21 protein-coding genes and 1 riboswitch are annotated in these 19643 nt (G+C 37.9%); of the genes, 6 read left to right on the top strand and 15 right to left on the bottom strand.

The features are described 5' to 3' along the window. Positions 1 to 25: 25 nt before the first annotated feature. Positions 26 to 1498, bottom strand: coding sequence for an alpha-amylase (locus tag AB8P06_RS20285; RefSeq protein WP_369844419.1), 1473 nt, complete (start codon positions 1496 to 1498; stop codon positions 26 to 28). 46 nt (positions 1499 to 1544) lie between these two features. Then, positions 1545 to 2639: a DNA polymerase IV gene (gene dinB, locus AB8P06_RS20280; protein WP_369844417.1), complete on the bottom strand. Its 1095-nt coding sequence runs from the start codon at positions 2637 to 2639 to the stop codon at positions 1545 to 1547. On the opposite strand from dinB, the gene AB8P06_RS20275 reads away from it, so the two are divergent. Continuing rightward, positions 2604 to 2726 carry a hypothetical protein gene (locus AB8P06_RS20275; RefSeq protein ID WP_369844435.1) on the top strand — a complete coding sequence of 41 codons (123 nt, stop codon included), beginning with the start codon at positions 2604 to 2606 and terminating at the stop codon, positions 2724 to 2726. The two genes, dinB and AB8P06_RS20275, sit on opposite strands and share 36 nt — an antisense overlap. 93 nt (positions 2727 to 2819) lie before the next feature. Here the strand turns inward: AB8P06_RS20275 and AB8P06_RS20270 are convergent, their stop codons facing one another. From AB8P06_RS20270 to lpxK, 4 genes are all read right to left on the bottom strand, one after another. Next, entirely contained in the window at positions 2820 to 3275 is a 456-nt protein-coding gene (locus tag AB8P06_RS20270) for a GNAT family N-acetyltransferase (protein ID WP_369844415.1), read from the bottom strand. After that, positions 3275 to 3790, bottom strand: coding sequence for a TlpA family protein disulfide reductase (locus tag AB8P06_RS20265; RefSeq protein WP_369844413.1), 516 nt, complete (start codon positions 3788 to 3790; stop codon positions 3275 to 3277). Before AB8P06_RS20265 ends, AB8P06_RS20270 begins: the two co-directional genes overlap by 1 nt. Before the next feature lie 100 nt (positions 3791 to 3890). Further along, positions 3891 to 4706, bottom strand: coding sequence for a purine-nucleoside phosphorylase (locus AB8P06_RS20260; RefSeq protein ID WP_369844411.1), 816 nt, complete (start codon positions 4704 to 4706; stop codon positions 3891 to 3893). Beyond that, positions 4690 to 5715 carry a tetraacyldisaccharide 4'-kinase gene (gene lpxK / locus AB8P06_RS20255; RefSeq protein ID WP_369844409.1) on the bottom strand — a complete coding sequence of 342 codons (1026 nt, stop codon included), beginning with the start codon at positions 5713 to 5715 and terminating at the stop codon, positions 4690 to 4692. Before lpxK ends, AB8P06_RS20260 begins: the two co-directional genes overlap by 17 nt. A gap of 47 nt (positions 5716 to 5762) precedes the next feature. Here lpxK and truA point away from each other — a divergent pair, with 47 nt between their 5' ends. From truA to AB8P06_RS20240, 3 genes are all read left to right on the top strand, one after another. After that, complete coding sequence (gene truA / locus AB8P06_RS20250) at positions 5763 to 6554, top strand: tRNA pseudouridine(38-40) synthase TruA (RefSeq protein ID WP_369844407.1); 792 nt, start codon at positions 5763 to 5765, stop codon at positions 6552 to 6554. A gap of 32 nt (positions 6555 to 6586) precedes the next feature. Continuing rightward, positions 6587 to 6931: a hypothetical protein gene (locus AB8P06_RS20245; protein WP_369844405.1), complete on the top strand. Its 345-nt coding sequence runs from the start codon at positions 6587 to 6589 to the stop codon at positions 6929 to 6931. A gap of 164 nt (positions 6932 to 7095) precedes the next feature. Beyond that, positions 7096 to 8856: an ABC transporter ATP-binding protein gene (locus tag AB8P06_RS20240; protein WP_369844404.1), complete on the top strand. Its 1761-nt coding sequence runs from the start codon at positions 7096 to 7098 to the stop codon at positions 8854 to 8856. Positions 8857 to 8932: 76 nt separating this feature from the next. Here AB8P06_RS20240 and AB8P06_RS20235 read toward each other — a convergent pair whose 3' ends face one another. Then, the gene (locus AB8P06_RS20235) at positions 8933 to 9547 is read right to left on the bottom strand and encodes a class I SAM-dependent methyltransferase (protein ID WP_369844402.1); all 615 of its coding nucleotides are present in this window, start codon (positions 9545 to 9547) and stop codon (positions 8933 to 8935) included. 258 nt (positions 9548 to 9805) lie between these two features. Between AB8P06_RS20235 and AB8P06_RS20230 the strand changes: the two genes are divergently transcribed. Continuing rightward, positions 9806 to 10018 (top strand): hypothetical protein, encoded by a 213-nt coding sequence (locus AB8P06_RS20230; protein WP_369844400.1) that lies wholly within the window; start codon positions 9806 to 9808, stop codon positions 10016 to 10018. A gap of 55 nt (positions 10019 to 10073) precedes the next feature. On the opposite strand, the gene AB8P06_RS20225 is transcribed toward AB8P06_RS20230, so the two are convergent. Together AB8P06_RS20225 and AB8P06_RS20220 are read right to left on the bottom strand one after the other, a co-directional pair. Continuing rightward, complete coding sequence (locus tag AB8P06_RS20225) at positions 10074 to 11366, bottom strand: MFS transporter (protein ID WP_369844399.1); 1293 nt, start codon at positions 11364 to 11366, stop codon at positions 10074 to 10076. 90 nt (positions 11367 to 11456) lie between these two features. Continuing rightward, entirely contained in the window at positions 11457 to 12212 is a 756-nt protein-coding gene (locus AB8P06_RS20220; protein ID WP_369844397.1) for a DUF3575 domain-containing protein, read from the bottom strand. 195 nt (positions 12213 to 12407) lie between these two features. Between AB8P06_RS20220 and AB8P06_RS20215 the strand changes: the two genes are divergently transcribed. After that, positions 12408 to 14495, top strand: coding sequence for a TonB-dependent receptor plug domain-containing protein (locus AB8P06_RS20215; protein WP_369844395.1), 2088 nt, complete (start codon positions 12408 to 12410; stop codon positions 14493 to 14495). Positions 14496 to 14802: 307 nt separating this feature from the next. On the opposite strand, the gene ribB is transcribed toward AB8P06_RS20215, so the two are convergent. The 6 genes from ribB to AB8P06_RS20185 form a co-directional block, all read right to left on the bottom strand. Next, positions 14803 to 15453, bottom strand: coding sequence for a 3,4-dihydroxy-2-butanone-4-phosphate synthase (ribB, locus tag AB8P06_RS20210; RefSeq protein ID WP_369844394.1), 651 nt, complete (start codon positions 15451 to 15453; stop codon positions 14803 to 14805). A gap of 90 nt (positions 15454 to 15543) precedes the next feature. Next, a riboswitch (FMN riboswitch) is annotated at positions 15544 to 15671 on the bottom strand. A 115-nt stretch (positions 15672 to 15786) separates the two neighbouring features. Continuing rightward, complete coding sequence (locus tag AB8P06_RS20205; protein WP_369844392.1) at positions 15787 to 16332, bottom strand: dihydrofolate reductase family protein; 546 nt, start codon at positions 16330 to 16332, stop codon at positions 15787 to 15789. Positions 16333 to 16379: 47 nt separating this feature from the next. Further along, positions 16380 to 16958 (bottom strand): peroxiredoxin family protein, encoded by a 579-nt coding sequence (locus AB8P06_RS20200; RefSeq protein ID WP_369844390.1) that lies wholly within the window; start codon positions 16956 to 16958, stop codon positions 16380 to 16382. 117 nt (positions 16959 to 17075) lie between these two features. Continuing rightward, positions 17076 to 18311, bottom strand: a complete 1236-nt coding sequence (locus AB8P06_RS20195) for an RNA polymerase sigma factor (RefSeq protein WP_369844387.1) — start codon at positions 18309 to 18311, stop codon at positions 17076 to 17078. An 18-nt stretch (positions 18312 to 18329) separates the two neighbouring features. Beyond that, positions 18330 to 18677, bottom strand: a complete 348-nt coding sequence (locus AB8P06_RS20190; RefSeq protein WP_369844385.1) for a YciI family protein — start codon at positions 18675 to 18677, stop codon at positions 18330 to 18332. 69 nt (positions 18678 to 18746) lie between these two features. Then, the gene (locus AB8P06_RS20185) at positions 18747 to 19502 is read right to left on the bottom strand and encodes an SDR family oxidoreductase (protein ID WP_369844384.1); all 756 of its coding nucleotides are present in this window, start codon (positions 19500 to 19502) and stop codon (positions 18747 to 18749) included. Positions 19503 to 19643 lie beyond the last annotated feature (141 nt).

The following is a 19643-nucleotide window of genomic DNA, read 5'->3' as shown; positions in this document are numbered from 1 at the left end:
TTGAGAGTACTTTTTATGGTTGATTTTACTCAGGAATCCACACACTTACATTTCCTGCAGGAACCGGGAAATTTCCCCAGCCGTTTTCATCAATCACTACTTGATCTTTGAACCTTTTAAGCAAATCATGGAATTTTTTTCCACTATATTTTTTACCCATTTCCATAGGTTTGGTGTAGGTATCTTTATTGCTTAAAACCACTGCACATCCCTGGTGCTCTTCATTGCCTTCCCGTACCCAGCCAAGGCAATTGGCATCTTCGAAATAATCTCTTTGAATTCCATAGGCATAGTCTTTTCGGGCTTTCAGGAGTTCTTCAATACCATCTACTTTTGGCAGGAAAATTTCCTGATCATGGCCTGTCCCGTCTTTATCGACATAATGGGCGCCATATAAATCAGGATAAAATACACATGGATAACCGTTTTCTCTTAATAAAATCAATGCATAAGCAAGCGGCTTAAACCAGGATTCTACCGGTGCTTCCAGTTTTTGTAAAGGCTGTGTATCATGATTATCAACTAAGGTCACAGAATGAAGAGGATCAGCCTGGGTTAGGGTTTCGTCAAAAATCCTTCTTAAATCATAAGATCCTCCTTCTTTTGAGGCGTTATGAAAATTATTTTGAAGAGAGCTATCAAACAGGCTCATACAGCCTTCGGTAACTTCAATATATTTTTGAAGAAGATGGAGATGTCCCGGAGCCCAGTATTCCCCGACGGCAAAAATGTTTTTCCCGGAATTGGAACGGAGCAAAGTAAGCCATTCCTTATAAAAATCAAAGGAAATATGTTTTAAAGCATCCAGCCTTACGCCGTCAAAATCTGTCTGATCAAAATACCATTTCGCCCAGTGATTGAGCTCTTCTCTTACGTGCGGATTACGGTGTTCGATATCGTTAAACATCAGGTAATCATAATTTCCTTTTTCATCATCGATCATTTCTTCCCAGTCATCACCATATTCAGATTGGATTTTATAAATATGCTTATCCATTCCTTCTGCATAATCTACACCGCTGAAGCAGGTGAAATTCCATTTAAAATCAGAATATTTGTTGCCTCTTCCCGGAAACGTAAATTTGGTATAGGACTGTATTTCAAAAACATCGGAAATTATTTTTTCACGATTGTTCTCATCCACTTTTACCACTTTAAATGTTTCCAATTCATCGCCGCCGCCTTTATGGCCAAGCACAATATCTACAATGATCTGTATATTATTTTTTTTAAGGACTTTAATTGCTTTTATATAGTCATCTTTGGTCCCGTATTTTGTGGCAGTATTTCCTTTCTGGTCAAATTCACCAAGATCAAAAAGGTCATAAGCATCATATCCTATGGAGTAACCTCCGTTTGTTCCTTTATAAGCAGGAGGGAACCATACTGATGTAATTCCGTGTTTCGCTAAATATTTGGCTTGCTTTTCGGCTTCTTTCCATAATTTTCCATCTCCTTCAGAGTACCAATGGAAAAACTGAATCATCGTTGGGTTCATAAAATTGTCAATTTGGTCATTACAATTTAGCGAAAAATTTTAACTATTAGCTTTCAAACTCTTTAAACGGTATTTTTAGTTGAACGGAAACCTGCTTTTTTTCTTCGGTATTGAGGTGAGAGAGGGATAGGCCCAGTAAACGGACCGGCTTGTCAAAAGGGCGAAGCTCCCAGAGTTTTTTTGAAGTCCCGAAATATTCTTCAGCTGAGGTAAAATATTCTTCCTTGGTGATGCTTCTTGTAAAAAGTGAGAAGTCTTTGTACTTAATTTTTAAAGTTAAGGCCCTTCCCAGAATATTGTTTTTTTGTAATCTCTGATGAAGTTCTGCGCTAAGGCTTTCCAGTTTCTCATTGATCTGCTGCTCATCAAAAAGATCTTCAAAAAACGTACGTTCCACGGCGACGCTTTTCTGAATTCTGTGAGGTTTTACTTCAGAATGATGAATTCCGCGTACCACATTGTAATAATAACCACCTGATTTTCCAAACAGGGAAACAAGCTCCTGTAAGGTTTTCTTCTTTAAATCTTTTCCTTTAAAGATTCCTAAAGTAAACATTTTATTTGCGGTAACTCTTCCCACTCCGTAAAATTTTTCAACAGGAAGTTCTTCGAGAAAACTTTCGATTTTATCGGGATGAATGGTTTTTTGTCCGTTGGGTTTATTAATATCTGAAGCCACTTTTGCCAGGAATTTATTCACAGAGATTCCTGCAGAAGCGGTGAGCCCGGTTTGTTCAAAAATTTTCTGACGTATTTCCCGAGCGATCTGATTGGCGGATTCTATTTCCTTTTTGTTTTCAGTGACATCAAGATAAGCTTCATCCAGAGATAAGGGCTCTACAAGATCGGTATATTCATAAAAGATCTCCCGGATTTTTCTTGAGATTTCTTTGTAACGTGCAAAATGAGGGGGAACAAAGATCAGGTGCGGACATTTTTCTTTGGCTGTTTTGCTGGGCATGGCAGACCGTACTCCATACTTCCTTGCTTCATAGCTTGCTGCTGAAACAACGCCCCGGTGCTCTCCGCCTACAGCAATCGCTTTTCCCTTTAATGCAGGATTATCATGCTGCTCCACAGAAGCATAGAATGCATCCATATCGACATGAATAATTTTGCGGATGGGAAAAGAAGAATCCATATCACAAAGATATGGATTCCTGTATTTACGGTAAATATTTTATATAAAGGAAGCTGGGAGATGGAAGTGCTGGTAGTGATAGGATAACTTATAGTCAGTTTGCTGAAAAGTAATTAAAATGAAGGCTGATTTTAATCGCACTTTAATTGCTTCCGGCTTCTGCCTCCCAGCTTCCCGCCTTTATGCTTTCAGTCTCATTGTAAGAAGAAGGGGCTCAAATCCGGCTTTTTCATAAGCTTTTACAGCAGCTTCGTTCTGGTCGTAAACATCCAGTCTGATCTCGGAAATCCCTTTGGACCGGGACCATCCGATCAGCTCATCAAGAATCAGCTTATTGATTCCCCGGCCTCTGTATTCCGGTTTTACATACATAAAGCCAAGATAGGCAAAGCTTTCAAAATTATAATAATCTTTGTCCGTCTGTTTGATCAGGGCATAGCCAGAGCCCACGATCTCATTGTTTTCTTCTGCAACCATGACTAACGCTTCAGGAGACTGAATTAAATGAAGCAGGTCATAATAATGAATTTCTCCGTCGATAAGTGTAATGTTGAACGGCCTTTCCGCCGAAACAATTCCCTGCTCAAATTCTAACAGGGTAGCTAAATCCTGTTCTGTGGCCTCTCTTGTTGTCATTACTGTAAAAGATTGTTTATGGTTTGTTGGATTTCGGGATCTTCAGGTGAAATAGCATAATATTTTGAGATGGCTGACTTCTGATCAATCACCATATATCTTGGAATCCAGTTCAGGTCGATATAATTATTGAAATCGTTTTTCCATCCGGAAGCAAACCAGTAATTATCTTTATCTTTCATATTGAAACGGTCAAGGCTTTTATCAAAACCTTCTTTTGATCTTTCCAGTGAAAGGAATACAAAATCTACGTTAGGATTATTTTTTTCCAATTCCTCTGCTTTTGGAAGTGCTTTCAGGCAGTCTCTGCACCATCCGGCCCAGAAATCAATTACTAATACTTTTCCTTTATGCTGATCAAGAATTTCCTGTATAGACGTACTTTTTCCTTCTTCATTTTCAAGTTTCTGGTTCAGTGCTTCTTTGGAAAAACCGGTTTTAAGAACTTTTGGAGTCTGTTGAGAATAGCTAAATCCGAAAATTCCTATCATTGGTATTAACAATAATTTTTTCATATCCAATTTCATTTAAATACAAATCTAAACAATGAAACGTAATTTAGGATTGGTTTTTTATTAATTAGGAAAAATTTATGAGATTGAAAAATTCTATGATCTACCGGTAGTTTTTCACCAGGCCTTTTATCACGGTGATGACATTCGGCATGGCTTTATTGGCTGCATTCAAAACCTCTTCATGAGAAACGGAGAATGCAATGTCAGGGCCGCCAAGATCCGTAATGATGGAAATGCAGAAAACATCCATTCCCATATGTCTGGCGACGATAACTTCGGGAACAGTGCTCATTCCGACCATATCTCCACCGATTGCTTTTATCATGCCGTACTCTGCAGGAGTTTCAAAAGTGGGTCCCTGTAAAGCAACATAAACACCCTGATGGATTTTAATATTGTTTTCTTTTGCAGATTCTTCGGCTACAGCAATCATTTTTTTATGATAAGGTTCGCTCATATCAACAAAGCGGGGACCGAAAGAATCAATATTCCTGCCACGAAGCGGGTGTTCGGGCATCATATTGATATGATCTTTTAAAATCACGATATCAGCAACATGATAAGCGGGATTTACGCCGCCACAGGCATTGGAAAGGATAAGGTTTTTAATGCCCAGTAAATGAAATACCCTGACCGGGAAAGTCACTGTTTCCATAGAATGACCTTCATAGTAATGAAAGCGGCCGCTCATCATCAGTACTTTTTTACCTTCCAGGATTCCGTAGATCAGTTTTCCGCTATGCCCGGCTACGGTAGTCTGAGGGAAATCGGGAATGTCTTTGTATTCTAAAACATGGATGGGCTTTACTTCATCCTGTAGTTTTCCCAATCCTGATCCTAAAACAATAGCAAAGTCAGGAGTTTCCTGAATGATATTCCTGATGAATTGGGCAGTTCCTTTAATTTTTTCTAACATAATCGAGAATGATTTGGTTGAATTCTTCCTTCTTATCGATGATTACATTGATAGGCCAATAGTAAACAATATCTCTAAGATAGTCAAAGGTTTTCAAACGTACATAATCTTTCTCGGTTGTTAAGATTAATTTATATTCACCCAGCTTTTTATATTCGGCAACGATCTTTTTAATATCGTCGTCAGAAAAGTTGTGATGATCCCTGAATTTTAAATGTTTTACTCTCTGTGAAAACTTGGCAAGGTGTTCCAGAAGAGGTTTAGGGTTTGCAATTCCTGTGATCAGCAGGATATCATAGTAATTCAGGTTGTTGTCGGGAAGCATTTTCTCCTTTCCGTATACATTTTCGTCATAGCCGATGGATGAAAAAAATACTTTCTGGTAGCGGTCCGGCCTGATTCTCGAAATATAATATTGCTTGGTTTCTTCCGTTAATTCATCAGGGCATTTGCTTACCATAATGACATCGGCTCTTTTGGAACCCGCTCTGGATTCTCTTAAATCACCTGCCGGAAGAAGATGGTCTTTAAAGAAAGGGTCATTAAAATCGGTCATCAGAATATTGAATCCGGCTTTAATAGCTCTGTGCTGCATGGCATCATCCAATACCAGGACATCCAGATCCATATCATCAATGACTTTTTTGGCTCCGGGAACTCTTTCTTCTGAAACGGCAATGACAAAACGGTTTTTGAAGCGTTCAAATAACTGCATTGCTTCATCACCCACAGTTTTATAGTTGCTGTCGTAATTCGTTACTTCGTAGCCTTTCGTGAGTCTTCCGTAACCACGAGAAAGCACGCCCGTTCTGTAATGTTTAGACAGATATTGAGCAAGATACATCACCATTGGTGATTTCCCGCTTCCGCCCACAGAGAGGTTGCCGACATTAATTATCGGAGTCTTGAATTTTGTAGATTTAAAAATTCCCAGATCATACATTGTGTTTCGGATACCCGTTACCAAATGATAACCAAGGGAAAAAGGATAAAGGTACCATCTTTTCATACGTTTGCAAAAATAGGAATTTTCAGAGGATTACTTCAATATTCTGAATGAGTTTTCAACAAATATTTCACCAAATTAAAGTATTTTTGTGGAGTTATATTATTACATTGAGGTATTTTATTGAATTTTCTTACAACGGTAAAAATTATTTCGGTTATCAGATTCAACCGGATGCCATTTCCGTACAGGAAGAACTGGAAAAAGCGCTCTCCACTATTTTAAGGGAAGAGATTAAAACAACAGGTGCCGGAAGAACGGATACAGGCGTTCATGCTAAAAAAATGTTCGCTCATTTTGATACGGAGCAGGTTTTAAGTGACCAGCTTCCTCACAGGCTGACCAGCTTTCTGCCGCCGGATATTTCCGTTAAAAGGATTTTCCAGGTGAAAGATGATTTTCATGCCCGTTTTGATGCTACTTTCAGAACGTATGAATATTATATTTCTTTGGAGAAAAACCCTTTTACCCAGGATTCTGCATGGCAACACTGGCGAAGGCCGCTGAATATTGTAGTGATGAATGAAGCCTGTAAGATTCTGTTTGAATATGAAGATTTTACAAGTTTCGCAAAATTGCATACGGATAATAAAACGAATCTATGTAAGATATATAAAGCAGAGTGGGAGCAGAATGGGAGCGAGCTGAAATTTACGGTTTCTGCCAATCGTTTTCTGAGGAATATGGTAAGAGCAATTGTAGGGACGATGGTGGAAGTGGGAGCGGGAAAAATAAAACCTGAAGATTTACGGAAAGTGATTGAAAACAAAAACCGTAATTCGGCGGGAACTTCCGCACCTGCACATGGCCTGTTTCTGGTGGATGTGGGATACGAATTTTAAAATAAAATTAAAAACTAATAACTAATAAACAAATGATGTCAATTATTATTCTTGTAGGAGCCTACAGATATTATGCAGGGCTTGCTGAAAAATTCGGTAAAACGAAATGGCATTTCGGGCTTTTGGCTATTGCTATTTATCTGGGTGCCCAGTTTGCATTCGGGCTTTGTTTCGGATTGTTTAAAGAGATTACCGATCCGGGTTCTTTGGATACAACGAGCAATAATACGTTTACGTTTGTGAATCTTATCGGCTGGCTGGTTTCCATTGCCGTTGTCTGGGGAATTTATAAATTCTTGGAACGCAGGTTTGAAAAGGAAAATCTACAGAAGCCGTCGTTGGAAATCGAGGAAATAGGCATTCGCGAAAAACAATAAAGGTTACGGATATATTTCAGGCTGGTTGAAAAGAAATCAGGAAAATATTCATATTTTAAATGACAGGTATGTGAAATTTTCTATTTAAGATATTCAGGCTTTCAAATTATAAAGTCCTATTTTTGCAAAGAATTTTATTTTAATTCTTTTCTTCAAGTCGTACAATGAAAAAACAAGATACCTGGCAAATTATAAAGAGGCTGTTCTTTATTGGAATGAAGTTTCGTTCTTGGTTCATCCTTACTTTAATAATTTCCGTTATACTGGCAATAGTTTCTACTTACAGGCCTTATCTTACTATGGAGGTTGTAGATAATGATATTACGAAACTACAGGATAAGGCTTTAATGATGAAGCATATTTATATCCTGGTAGGATTGGTGGTTGCCGAAACTATTTTAAACTTTTTCTTGGTTTATTTTTCCAACTATATTTCCCAGAATGTTATCAGGGATATAAGGGAGAGATTATATGCCAAGCTGATTTATTTCAAAACTTCTTTCTTTGATAAAACGCCTATCGGGCAGCTGGTTACCCGTGCCGTAGGAGATGTGGAAACCATTGCCACGGTATATACAGACGGATTCCTCATGGTTTTCGGTGATATTCTGAGAATTGTATTTGTATTGGTGATGATGTTCAGTACCAATGTGCATTTAAGCTATATCACACTGGCTATTTTACCTTTAATGGTGGTGATTACCCGTTTTTTTCAGAAAAGGCTTAAAAAAGCTTTTGGTGATGAAAGAACATGGACGGCCAATCAAAACTCATTTGTTCAGGAAAGGCTTGCAGGAATGCCGATCATCCAGGTTTTTAACAGGCAGGAGGCTGAATTTAAAAAATTCGATGATATTAATATAACGCTGAAAAGTGCATTATTGAGAACGGTTTTCATTTTCTCATTATTCTTTCCTGTAGTTGAGCTTATTTCTTCTCTTTTTATAGGATTTATCCTGTTTTATGGCGGATATATTACAATCAGTGCCGGAGTAGTGATTGCATTTATCCAGTATATTTCAATGCTGATCCGTCCTTTGAGGCAGATTGCAGACCGTTTCAACAATATCCAGCGAGGAATTGTAGGTGCCGAAAGAGTACTGGGACTGATGGATGAAGAAAATTCAATGCCGAACACCGGAACCATAAAAAAAGATCATTTCGATGGCAAAATCGAGTTTGAGAATGTACGTTTTGCTTATGATGATAAACAGGAAGTTTTAAAGGGAATTGATTTTAAAGTAAATCCCGGAGAAACAGTGGCGATCGTGGGTGCGACAGGCGCAGGGAAATCTACTATTATCAGCCTGATTACAAGGCTTTATGATATCAATTCAGGGAAAATACTGGTTGATGATGTAGATCTGAAAGATTATGAATTGTATAATTTGAGAAGCCATATCGGGGTCGTGTTGCAGGATGTTTTCTTATTTCATGGAAGCATTTTTGAAAACCTGGCCTTCGGAGACGAAACGATTACTCTGGATAAAATAAAAGCGGGGGCAAAAGAAATTGAAGTAGATCAGTTTATTGAGCAGCTTCCGGGTGGTTATGATTATGTGGTAAGCGAAAGAGGGTCTTCCATATCTTTGGGGCAACGACAGTTGTTATCCTTCTTAAGAGCTTATTTATCTGATCCTAAAATCCTGATTCTGGATGAGGCAACCTCTTCTATCGATCATGAAAGTGAAAAGCTGATCCAGAGAGCTACAGAGAAGATCACTAAAAACAGAACCTCTATTATTATTGCGCACAGACTGTCAACTATTGAAAAAGCGGATAAGATTATCGTTATGGAACATGGTAAAATTGTTGAAGAAGGCAAGCATCTTGAGCTTCTGGATAAAAACGGATATTACGCAACCCTTTACAAAGCGCAGCTGAGACATGAAGTGGAAATGGAGGAGGAAAACCAGAATTCTTAACTGAAATAGTAAAGTCATTATCAATAAAAAAGAGGGCCAAAAGGCTCTCTTTATTTAGCAATCAGTTTTTAGAATATCACCGTTTTTTAAAGCTACAGTATATAAAATTTTGTATGGTATTAAAAGGGGTAACGTGGTCTTCTGTAAAGCATTGTATTTTTTCAAAGCCGTCTTCGAATAAACCGGTCATAGATTCTTCATCATACTGCTGGATATCAAGTCCGCTACATTTCACGGGACCGTTTTTAGAAAAAGTTCCCAGGATCATAACTCCTTTTACGGTTTTTTCTACAAGGCTTACATATTTTGAGACCGGTTCCGGAGTTGTTAAAAAATGAAAAACCGCCCTGTCATGCCAGATATCATATGATTCTTCAGGTTCAAACTCTGTAATATCTGCAACGATCCAGGTTACCTGATCCGCTTTTGCTCCCAAGCGTTTTCGGGCTTTTTTTAAAGCATTCTCCGAAATATCCAGAACGGTGATATTCCGATACCCTTCCTCAAGCAGGAAGTCAACAAGATTGCTGTCACCGCCGCCGACATCAATAATTCTCGCATCTTTTCCAAATCCTGAAGAACGGATGAAATTAAGTGATGTTTCCGGCTTTTCCTGGGTCCAGCTTACCTGATCCGGGTTTTTGGTTTCATAGATGGTTTCCCAATGTTTTTTATTCGTTAAATCATTCATTTTTAATTGCTTTTTATACCATATACGAAAAAAATATCACATAAAATAATTTAAACTCATTTGTTAACAATTATTTAATAACTACATAGATAGGTATAGTTTTTGTACTGTAACAAAAATATGATAAAAAATAAGTAGAAGCCTAATGATTATATTAGAAATTTTACTAAATTTATTAAAAATTTAACTGAATACCCAAAATAATGAAGGGTGGTTAATGTAAAAGAAGAATTTTTAAATTAAATCCAAGAAATATAAATGAATAATATCCAGGATGAATTTCAGGTCTTTAAAGACGAGTTGAAAAAATTAGATATCGAAGTACAAAAAGTGGTGAAAGTAGGAAACGGGAGTATGGATTTCCACGAAGTTTTTTATAAATCGCCGCGGTACGAAGATGTGAAGAGTGTGTATGTACAGCGGCATAATCTGGACACGATGATCCAGAAATTTAAGCAGGCTTACAATTAAAATAATGGCGCGCCACAGAGAATCTGTGGCGCGCTTGTTTTTAAGTATAATTAGTTTAGTCTTTATCTAACGTTGAGTTTTCTTTAGTATCTTTCATTCCTGCATATACAATCAGTGAAAACAGGATGCATGCCGTAATATACCAGTAGAAATAGTGCTCTATCCCGGATTCTTTCAGCCATAAGGCAATATATTCGGCACTTCCACCAAAGATAGCAACTGTTAATGCATACGGTAAGCCCACACCTAAAGCCCGTACTTCAGAAGGAAAGAGTTCCGCTTTTACAACTGCATTGATGGAGGTGTAGCCGCTTACAATAATTAAGGCAGCCATAATCAGAAAAAAAGCACCCCACATTGATGTGGTATGGCTTAATGCAGTAAGTAATGGAACAGTACATATCGTTCCCAGGATTCCAAAGCTTAAAAGTAACGGACGTCTTCCGATCTTATCTGATAATCCCCCGAAAACCGGCTGCAGACACGCAAATATAAACAATGAGATAAATGAAATTAATGTAGATTGTTCTTTGGTAAGATGCACTGTATTGACCAGAAACTTCTGCATATAAGTAGTATACGTATAGAATGCCAGTGTTCCTCCTAAAGTTAATCCTACTACGGTTAGCAGGGCTTTCGGATGCTTAAGAAGCTCCTGAATAGTTCCTTTCTTATTTTCACTCACCTGTTTTTTGTTTTCAAAAGCTTCGGTTTCATGAAGGTTGGCTCTTAAATATAAAGCAACAATCGAAAGAATTGCGCCTATTACAAAAGGAATTCTCCAGCCCCAGTCTTCCAGCTGGGCTTCCGTTAAAAGTAATTTCTGTAAAACCAATTGAATACCCAGTGCAATCAGCTGTCCGCCAATTAAGGTTACATACTGAAAGCTTGAATAAAATCCCCTTCTGTTCTCAGTTGCCATTTCACTGAGATAGGTTGCCGAAACACCATATTCTCCGCCCACGCTCAAACCCTGTAATAATCTTGCCATAAGAAGCAGGAAAGGTGCTAAAATGCCTATTGTTTTATAAGTAGGAGTAAGGGCAATTAGCAAAGAACCAAATGACATCAGCAAAACAGAAAGCGTCATTGCTTTTTTTCTTCCTATTTTATCTGCGATACTCCCGAAAAGCCACCCGCCGATCGGCCGCATCAGAAAACCCACAGCAAATATTCCGGCGGTATTCATCAGTTGGGCATTAAGATCCGAGTCCGGAAAAAAAGAATGGGAAAAATAAATGGCAAAGGCTGCATAAGCATACCAGTCGTACCATTCTACCAAATTTCCTATGGAGCCACCGACAATCGCTTTGATCCTTTGAGCGGTAGTAATCTGAGATGAATTCATGAGAGAAAGATATTTATTTTTCCCTTAAGTATCAAATGGCAATTAAAAAAATTCCCATAAGATGCTTTCGCTACAACGTTTAATCCCGATTTAAAATCTGTATCCAATCGACAATCCGCTTCTGAAGCCGGCCCACGGACCGTCAATTTTCACTCTTGCGCCGTTGGCATTGGTCTCTACCGTATATTTTACAAAAGGAATGTCCAGATTTTCAATTTCTTTTTTTAACTGAGCCTGCATTTCAGGAGTAAGAACATAATCACTGGTCATCACAAAGTCACCTTTTCCGCTGCCATAATGGGCACCTGCAATCCAGAGATCTAAAACCAGGTTTTTGCTGTGGGTCAGGAAGAACTGAACTCCTACCATCAATCCGCCGCTGTTACCGTTTGCAGAACCTGAACCTTTAATAGGAACCCGGAAAGCTGCCTGGTTATTGACAGTAAAATCATAATAAAAATCAAAGGTATTGGAAGTGACCTTTGAATACCTGTAATAAGGAGCAATATAAAATCCTTTGCCATAGCCATGTCCTAAATAAAACCGGGGTTCTACGGTAAAGTTGACCGCTTTCACTTCAAGGTTCTGAAATCTTTTTTCATCCTCATCGCTTAAAAATGCATTGATAAACGGAACTTTCCCCTCAGGCATGGTTCCGAAGGAGAAATTAACGGAAAACCATTGATTGATCGATCTTTCATAAGCTAAATTGATATTCCTGAATGCATACGCCGTAACGTTTGTCTTGATAATATTGAATTTTTCCGGCGGGGAATCGGGTATAGCTTCCTGTGCGCTGACTTCCTGTACAAGAAAACAGAGCAGTAAAATGAGGTACTTTTTCATGATATTATAATTTGGTGTACCGAAATACCATCAAAAAACGGGCAGAAAACCAGTTGTTTATAAAATAATATGAAATTTTACAATTAGAGAATAATTTTCGTTTTAAAATGATTTCAAATGGAAATTATTAATTTAAGCTTTATAGCATGTAATAAAAGCTGAGTACCGCTTGTTTTACGGATATATAATTCTGATATGAAAAAAGCGATGTGTTCTGTACTTCTGTTGAGTGGTATTTTTATATTTTCACAGGAAAACGTGAAAAAAGATACCTTAGATGAAACGAAAACAGCAGAAATACAGGAGATTATTTTAAAAGCCCAACGCAAAAAGCAATTTGCTGATAAATCTGTTTATACATTTGATAAAGAAGCGCTTGAAAAAGCCAGGTACGCAAAAGATCTGTTGAGAACACTTCCTGAACTGCAGCTTAATCCCGTTACCAATACACTGGCCAGTACCAAAGGAGGAACCACATTGTTTTTAATCAACGGCATTGAAGCGACCGATATGCAGATCCGGAGTGTATTGCCAAGCGAAGTGGTAAAAGTGGAGTATTATGATATTCCGCCTGCCAGATGGGCAACAAGAGCAGATATTGTAGTTAATCTGATCACCCGTTCTGCAGAAACAGGATATGTTTTCGGAACTGATGTAAGTACGGCCTTAAATACAGGCTTTGTTAACGGCTCGGCATATGCAAATTATACCAAAGGAAAAAATAATTTAGGTCTGGAATACTCCATCAACTTACGGGATTATGATAACAGAAAAGTACACAGTATTTACGATTATCAACTGGATAATTCGCATTACCGTACTGATGAAAATAAAAGGGATCATTTCGGGTATACGTTCCAGAATGTGGCATTGAGATATACGCGGGTGGTTCCCGATCAGTATTCTTTCCAGGCAAAGCTGAATATGGATATTTTTACAAGCTTCATTAAAGGGAACGGGCAAAGCGTTTTTACGAAAGATAATGCTGTTGAGGACCATACCATGCTGAAAAACGGATCTTCTGATTATGTAACACCAACCCTGGATTTATATTTCTCAAAAAACATCGGGAAAAAAGATGAGCTGAGCATTAATGTTGTCGGATCACATTTTACAACCAATACTATGGAGTTTGCGAAAGAATGGGTAACTTCTTCGGGTGATCCGGTGTTTGATAATGATATGAATCTTAAAGCAAAGCAAACCGGTTTTGTAGGGGAGCTTGCTCATACGCATGATTTTAAAGCAGGGAAGCTTTCATCAGGCTACCGTATTTCGAATACCTCTATTTCTAATGACTTGCAGAATTTAGCAGGATTTTCGCAGTACAGCGTTAACTATCTTGAACAGTATTTTTACACGGAATTTTCCGGAAAGCTTGATCAGTTTACCTACCGTATCGGTGCCGGATTGACCAATATTCATAATAAAAGTGCCGAAAATACTTTTGATGAGTGGTCTTTTACCCCTAAATTAATTTTAGGTTACCAGTTGAAAGCCAATCAGAGCCTTCGTTTTACAAGCAGCTATAAACCCAGAAGTCCCTGGAGTGCCGCACTCAGCAGTAATGTAGTGCAGATGGCCCCGAATATTGTACAAAAAGGAAATCCGTTTCTCAAATCCCAGCAGACCTGGGGAAATAACCTGATCTATTCATTCAATAATAAATATTTTGACTTTAATGCCAATGCGTTTTACCGGTATACCCGTCGTACCATTAATCAGTTTTATGTATTGGACGGAACTTTCGGAGGCTATGCGCTTACTTATGAAAATGCAAAAAATTCACAGCAATACGGTATTCAGCTGTCCGGTTCCTACAAGCCTTTCGGAAGCAATTTAGTGGTGATCAAAGCGGTTATTTCTCCTTCTTCAGAAACAGTAAGAACGAGCAGCGGCGCACTGATCAGGAATGATTATATCGGAAATAATTTTGTACTATCTTCAGAATATAAATCTTTTAACCTGGAATACCAGATCAACATTCCGGTGTATACCCTGAGTGGGGCATTTTTAAGCACCAACGAAAACCAGAATCACGTTTTTCTGAGCTATAAGCACAAAGACTGGACATTTTCTACTGGGATGTACTGGATTGGGATGCCATCGGAATATAAAACCAAAAGCCTTCCGGAAAGCCTGGTCAACTATTCCAGGAACAATCAGATCATGAATAATAAATCAATGTTTGTCTTGGGATTCAGTTATGATTTTTCAAAAGGTAAGAAAACGGACCTACAGAAAAAGTTGAATAATTCAACAGCTCCGGCCGCTACTTTCTAGAATTCAGATTAAATAAAAAGTAACCATATACTATTTTAAACTCAATCATTTTTTTATTAACGCAAAGCTTTTAAAATCCGACTGCTACATTTTTAAGAAAAACAAAGAAAGCAACAAAGCTGCGATGAAGCATTCTTATGAAAATCTATCTTATAGATTAAAAAACTTTATTCATCTTAAAATAGGGGCGATTCGTAATTTTCTTTGCGATATAAAAACAGAACATTGAAAGAAATCAGAAGTTACCAAATAAAAATCCGCCCGATATGGTATACCGGGCGGAATTTTTGTGCGTTAAATATTTTTTTTAGTTCTTGCTGATCATCATTTTACGATAGGAATAAATATCTTCAATGGTGACCACGCTCATTTCTTTTTCAGTGGCAAAATCTACAATCTGAGGAAGCCTTGCCATTGATCCGTCTTCGTTGGTAAGCTCACAAAGTACGGCATCATCCCCGAGATTGGCCAGTTTTACCAGGTCTACACTGCCTTCAGTGTGTCCGCGTCTTTCAAAAACACCGTCTTTTCTGGCAATCAGAGGGAAAACATGTCCCGGACTTGCGATCTGCTCAGCTTTTGCATTTTTGGCCACTGCAGTCCTTATCGTGGTCACACGGTCTTTTGCTGAAACACCGGATTCAACACCTTCTCTGGCTTCAATGGAAATGGTGAATGCGGTTTGGTTTTTACTGTTGTTGTTTTCCACCATCGGACGAAGATTAAGGTTTTTACTTTTCTCTTCGGAAATACATAAGCAGACGATTCCGCTGCATTCGCGGATCAGAAGTGCCATGTCCTGTTCGGTGATTGTGGAGGCAGGAAAGATGATATCACCTTCGTTTTCACGGTTTTCATCATCTACCAAGAGGATTCCTTTGCCCTGTTGTAATTTCTGAAGTGCATTTTCTACACGTTCTTTGGAAGTAACTCCGAATTTTTCTAATAATTTTTCCATGTTATTTTACTTTAAAAGTTAAAATACACTTCGGTACATGGAAATGAAATACAAGTCAATAAGTCCATAAGATAGCCTTATTGATTGTTTCATTTTCTTCTCCCATCCAGACTGTAACTGTCGGTTCCGGAATTTCACCAGATCAGTCCTTTTAATTAAAAAAGGAGTCGCGGACTGTAACCGCCGGTAGGGAATTGCACCCTGCCCCGAAGAAAACTTATGCTAAGTTTTACTGTATGTTTGTTTAAATTGTTCTTTAATTCATTTAATGATTATTTAACGCACAGATGACAAATTTCGGGAAGTTTTTTGAGATAGAGAAGAGATTTCAGCTTATTTCTTCGTTTCATAAATAAGCTGTACAACTCCTGATTTAAAAACATTTGTTCCGGTAAGTTGTAATTCCAGTCTTTCTTTCAGGTCTTCAAATAATGGTTTTCCGCCACCCAGAGCAACCGGATGTACAGATATTCTGTAGATATCGATGAGGTTTAACTGAATAAAGGTTTTGATCAGGCCGGCTCCACCGTACAGCCAGATATCTTTTCCACCCTGTTTTCTGATCTCGCCAACTTTTTCTGCAATATCGGAATTAACGAAAGTGGCCGTATCATCCTTTCTGTTCTGTTTTGAGAAAACAAATTTATTTTTTGAGTGAACTGCCGACCAAAGCTTTTGTTCTGCCGGGCCTGCATTTTCATCCGGTTGATAATTTCCCCAGGCATCATAGCTTACCCGGCCATAAAATATGGTATCTATACCTGATAAAAATCCTTCAAAATCCATGTCTTCATCCATAATGCACCAGTCGATTTCTCCGTTAGGGCCTTCGATGAAACCGTCTAACGTTACCGCTAAATCTAAAATTACTTTCTTCATTGTTATATATTTGAGTGTATTTTGTACGTAGTTAGGGTTGAATTTGATTATTGAGCAGCCGTTTTTATGCTGTCCAGCTTTTGGGTGATTTCAGTACTGTTTCCGCCACCACAGGATGAATGGATAACTTTCCCGTTAACATCAATAAGGATTTTTGCGGGACTGCAAAATATATTATAGTTTAATTTTTCAGATTTATCATAAGATTTGGTATTGTCAATCTGATCAAACAGAACTGTCGAATGAGAAAGATAATCTTTCAGCTCTTTTTCATTTTCTATAAAGCCTTCTATAATGCCAATAAATTCCGCGTTATTTTTAAATTCATTATAAAGCGTATTGTATTCTTCCGCCATATCATATGATTCACTTTTTTTCAGATAAGATTTATCATAAATAAAGATCACCAGGTTTTTACCTTTGTAGTCCTGTGAATTGAAAGTTTTCCCCTGAATGGTTTTGGCTGAGAAGTATCCGGGTGTTGCATTTAAAAACAAATCAATCTGGTTTTTCCTCATCTCTTTTGCCTGCTCCTGAAAATCTTTTAAAAATTTTTCTTTCTTTTCTTTTTTACTTTCACAGGATAATATGGATAAAATAATTAAAAGAGCTGAAATTTTTTTCATGGTGTGATTTTTATGTGTAATATTTCAAATATACACCAATGTTTTAAACCTATTCATAAAAAAACGCTCTGAAAGCAGAACGGATTATAGGTTGAAATTATGGTTTAATTCAGGTTTTTATTTTTCTGATAACTTCTCAATATACTTTTTAAGGGTACTGATAACCGATTGGGAGTTGGAAAGCTGTAAAGCGGATTCAAAATTTTGTATGGCTTTTGAATTGTCAACATCGGTGTAAAGATGGCCCAAAAGTGAATAATAAAAAGGATTGTCAGTAAGTTTAAGTTTCTCGGCCTCAATAATTGCAGCTTCTTTTCCCCGGACTTTTGCAAAGGCAAAGGTGCGGTTGAGTGCGGCCATAGGAGAATATTCAATCTGTAAAAGCTGGTTATAGAGCTGCAGAATATTTTCCCATTTTTCGTGAGAGTCTTGCTTTTTTGTGTGCCAATAGGCAATAGCCGCTTCCAGATGAAATTTAGTTAAAGACTCTCCCGAAGCACTTTGATTTAAAAAACGGATTCCTTTTTCAATCAGATTGTAATCCCATAAAGCATCATCCTGCTCTTCATAAAGAATATTTTCGCCTTTTTCATTGATCCTGGCATTAAATCTTGATGAATGAAAATACATCAAAGATAATAATGCATGAGTAGATGGGGTGTTGGTTAATTTATTTTCGAGAAGCAGTGAGGTGAGCCTTATGGCTTCCAGGCAGAAGTCTTTTCTGAGAACGGTATTCTGTGAAGTTGAATAATAGCCTTCGGAAAATAGCAGATATAAGGTTGTGAGTACTGTTTCCAGCCCTGAATGGATCTGTGAAACTGAAGGTTGATCGATTTTTATGCCTTCTGCTTTTAATTTTTCCTTTGCCCGTTTCAGTCTTTTATAAACCACTTCTTTATTGACGAGAAAAGCATCTGCAATTTCCTGGGTTCCGAACCCGCAAAGTAAATTTAAGGCCAGTGAAATCTGAGAATCTTTTGAAATGGAAGGATTACAGATCGTAAACATCATGGCGAGCTGGCTGTCGATAATGTTTTTACGGGAAAGATCTATTTCAAACTCTTCATACCCGGAAGATGAATATTTTATTTCAGCAGAAATTTTTTGCCGGAATAAGGTATCTCTTTTAAAATAATTTTTAGTTTTATTTTTAGCAACGGTGTAAAGCCATGCCGTAGGATTTTCCGGAATTCCGCTGATGCTCCATGATTCGGTGGCAGTGAGAAAGGTATCACTTACAATATCTTCTGCGATTTCAATATGATCGATCCCAAATACGGAACAGAGCACGGAAACAATTTTCCTGTACTCTGTTCTGAATAAATTAGGTATTAATGTCTGCTCCTGCATTATACGACATCATATAATTTATTGTACCGGTGGGATAGCCATTCTTACTTCCACACTGGCTCCCCATTGAAGGATAGGGCAGCCTTTTGCAATTTCCACGGCTTCATCATAATCGTTGGCTCTAATGATAAACATTCCGCCGATAGATTCTTTGATTTCAGCATATGGCCCGTTGATCACGGTATCGTTTTTTACAACTCTTCCACCCAGATCCCATCTCTTGGGTGGCGCTACAAGCTTATTCTGAGCAGCAATACTGCCCAGCCAATCCTGAAAAGGCTGAATGGAAGCCTGCATTTGTTCAGGTGACGGACTTGCATCTTTATTAATAATGTCTCGGTGTATAGCGATTAAAAACTCGTTCATAATGTTAAAGATTTGGATAAAATGTATTTGGATATATAAAATTAATAATAAAAACTTTTGATCTGGCTTTTATCTTTGGTTTTCCGGATTTGAAATCCATTCGTCGTAGTGGATGGTTCCTAATTTTGCATCGTTATCCGGAACTAAAGTTGAATCATTCAAAGGAGCTCCGAAATAAGTGGCATCAGGTTTTGAAACCACTTCATCAGGGTTTTTCATGATCGTTGTGTATTTTTTTACAAGATCAGATAATTTGATTTTATCCGGGCCGCCGATTTCTACTATTGTATTTTGAGGCTCACCGGTTGTAACTGCTGTCATCGCTTTTACCACATCGTCTGAAGCAATAGGCTGAATTAAAGCCGGCGAAACTAATATTTTGTGATCTACTGTACTTGAATGAACAATTCCTCCTACAAATTCAAAAAACTGTGTGGAATGAACAATCGTATAAGGGATTCCGGCATTTCTGATAATGTCTTCCTGAACCTGTTTTGCCCTGAAATACCCGCTTTCCTGAAGACGATCCGTCCCTACAACTGAAAGTGCAATGTGATGATTGACCCCTGCTTTTTTCTCTGCAGCCATTAAATTTTCGCCGGAAGTTTTGAAAAAATTCATAACGTCATCATCCGCAAAGGAAGGTGAATTGGCAACGTCTACAACGACGTCAGTATTTTCCAGTGCTTTGTCCAGCCCTTCTCCCGTAAGAGTATTCACTCCTGAATTAGGCGAAGCTGCAAGAACTTCATGTCCTAAATTTCTAAGGCTGTTGACAAGTTTACTACCGATAAGGCCGGTACCGCCGATTACTGTGATTTTCATTGTGTATAATTTTGTTGTTATACTTTAATGACAAACGGGTTTCCGGAATTGGACAATATTTTTAAAAAGATTAAAAGATTAAAAGATTAAAAGATTAAAAGATTAAAAGATTAAAAGATTAAAAGATTAAAAGATTAAAAG

The organism is Chryseobacterium tongliaonense, assembly GCF_041224435.1.
Classification (GTDB): domain Bacteria; phylum Bacteroidota; class Bacteroidia; order Flavobacteriales; family Weeksellaceae; genus Chryseobacterium; species Chryseobacterium tongliaoense.
The sequence above is the reverse complement of the archived record's forward strand: the minus strand, read 5'-3'. Positions and strand labels throughout refer to the sequence as shown.

Excerpts from the sequence above, each read along its gene's own strand:
- AB8P06_RS20285 (WP_369844419.1), bottom strand. The coding sequence starts at position 1,498 with ATGAACCCAACGATGATTCAGTTTTTCCATTGGTACTCTGAAGGAGAT.
- AB8P06_RS20275 (WP_369844435.1), top strand. The coding sequence starts at position 2,604 with ATGAATAATTTTGCGGATGGGAAAAGAAGAATCCATATCACAAAGATA.
- dinB (WP_369844417.1), bottom strand. The coding sequence starts at position 2,639 with ATGGATTCTTCTTTTCCCATCCGCAAAATTATTCATGTCGATATGGAT.
- AB8P06_RS20270 (WP_369844415.1), bottom strand. The coding sequence starts at position 3,275 with ATGACAACAAGAGAGGCCACAGAACAGGATTTAGCTACCCTGTTAGAA.
- AB8P06_RS20265 (WP_369844413.1), bottom strand. The coding sequence starts at position 3,790 with ATGAAAAAATTATTGTTAATACCAATGATAGGAATTTTCGGATTTAGC.
- AB8P06_RS20260 (WP_369844411.1), bottom strand. The coding sequence starts at position 4,706 with ATGTTAGAAAAAATTAAAGGAACTGCCCAATTCATCAGGAATATCATT.
- lpxK (WP_369844409.1), bottom strand. The coding sequence starts at position 5,715 with ATGAAAAGATGGTACCTTTATCCTTTTTCCCTTGGTTATCATTTGGTA.
- truA (WP_369844407.1), top strand. The coding sequence starts at position 5,763 with ATGAGTTTTCAACAAATATTTCACCAAATTAAAGTATTTTTGTGGAGT.
- AB8P06_RS20245 (WP_369844405.1), top strand. The coding sequence starts at position 6,587 with ATGATGTCAATTATTATTCTTGTAGGAGCCTACAGATATTATGCAGGG.
- AB8P06_RS20240 (WP_369844404.1), top strand. The coding sequence starts at position 7,096 with ATGAAAAAACAAGATACCTGGCAAATTATAAAGAGGCTGTTCTTTATT.
- AB8P06_RS20235 (WP_369844402.1), bottom strand. The coding sequence starts at position 9,547 with ATGAATGATTTAACGAATAAAAAACATTGGGAAACCATCTATGAAACC.
- AB8P06_RS20230 (WP_369844400.1), top strand. The coding sequence starts at position 9,806 with ATGAATAATATCCAGGATGAATTTCAGGTCTTTAAAGACGAGTTGAAA.
- AB8P06_RS20225 (WP_369844399.1), bottom strand. The coding sequence starts at position 11,366 with ATGAATTCATCTCAGATTACTACCGCTCAAAGGATCAAAGCGATTGTC.
- AB8P06_RS20220 (WP_369844397.1), bottom strand. The coding sequence starts at position 12,212 with ATGAAAAAGTACCTCATTTTACTGCTCTGTTTTCTTGTACAGGAAGTC.
- AB8P06_RS20215 (WP_369844395.1), top strand. The coding sequence starts at position 12,408 with ATGAAAAAAGCGATGTGTTCTGTACTTCTGTTGAGTGGTATTTTTATA.
- ribB (WP_369844394.1), bottom strand. The coding sequence starts at position 15,453 with ATGGAAAAATTATTAGAAAAATTCGGAGTTACTTCCAAAGAACGTGTA.
- AB8P06_RS20205 (WP_369844392.1), bottom strand. The coding sequence starts at position 16,332 with ATGAAGAAAGTAATTTTAGATTTAGCGGTAACGTTAGACGGTTTCATC.
- AB8P06_RS20200 (WP_369844390.1), bottom strand. The coding sequence starts at position 16,958 with ATGAAAAAAATTTCAGCTCTTTTAATTATTTTATCCATATTATCCTGT.
- AB8P06_RS20195 (WP_369844387.1), bottom strand. The coding sequence starts at position 18,311 with ATGCAGGAGCAGACATTAATACCTAATTTATTCAGAACAGAGTACAGG.
- AB8P06_RS20190 (WP_369844385.1), bottom strand. The coding sequence starts at position 18,677 with ATGAACGAGTTTTTAATCGCTATACACCGAGACATTATTAATAAAGAT.
- AB8P06_RS20185 (WP_369844384.1), bottom strand. The coding sequence starts at position 19,502 with ATGAAAATCACAGTAATCGGCGGTACCGGCCTTATCGGTAGTAAACTT.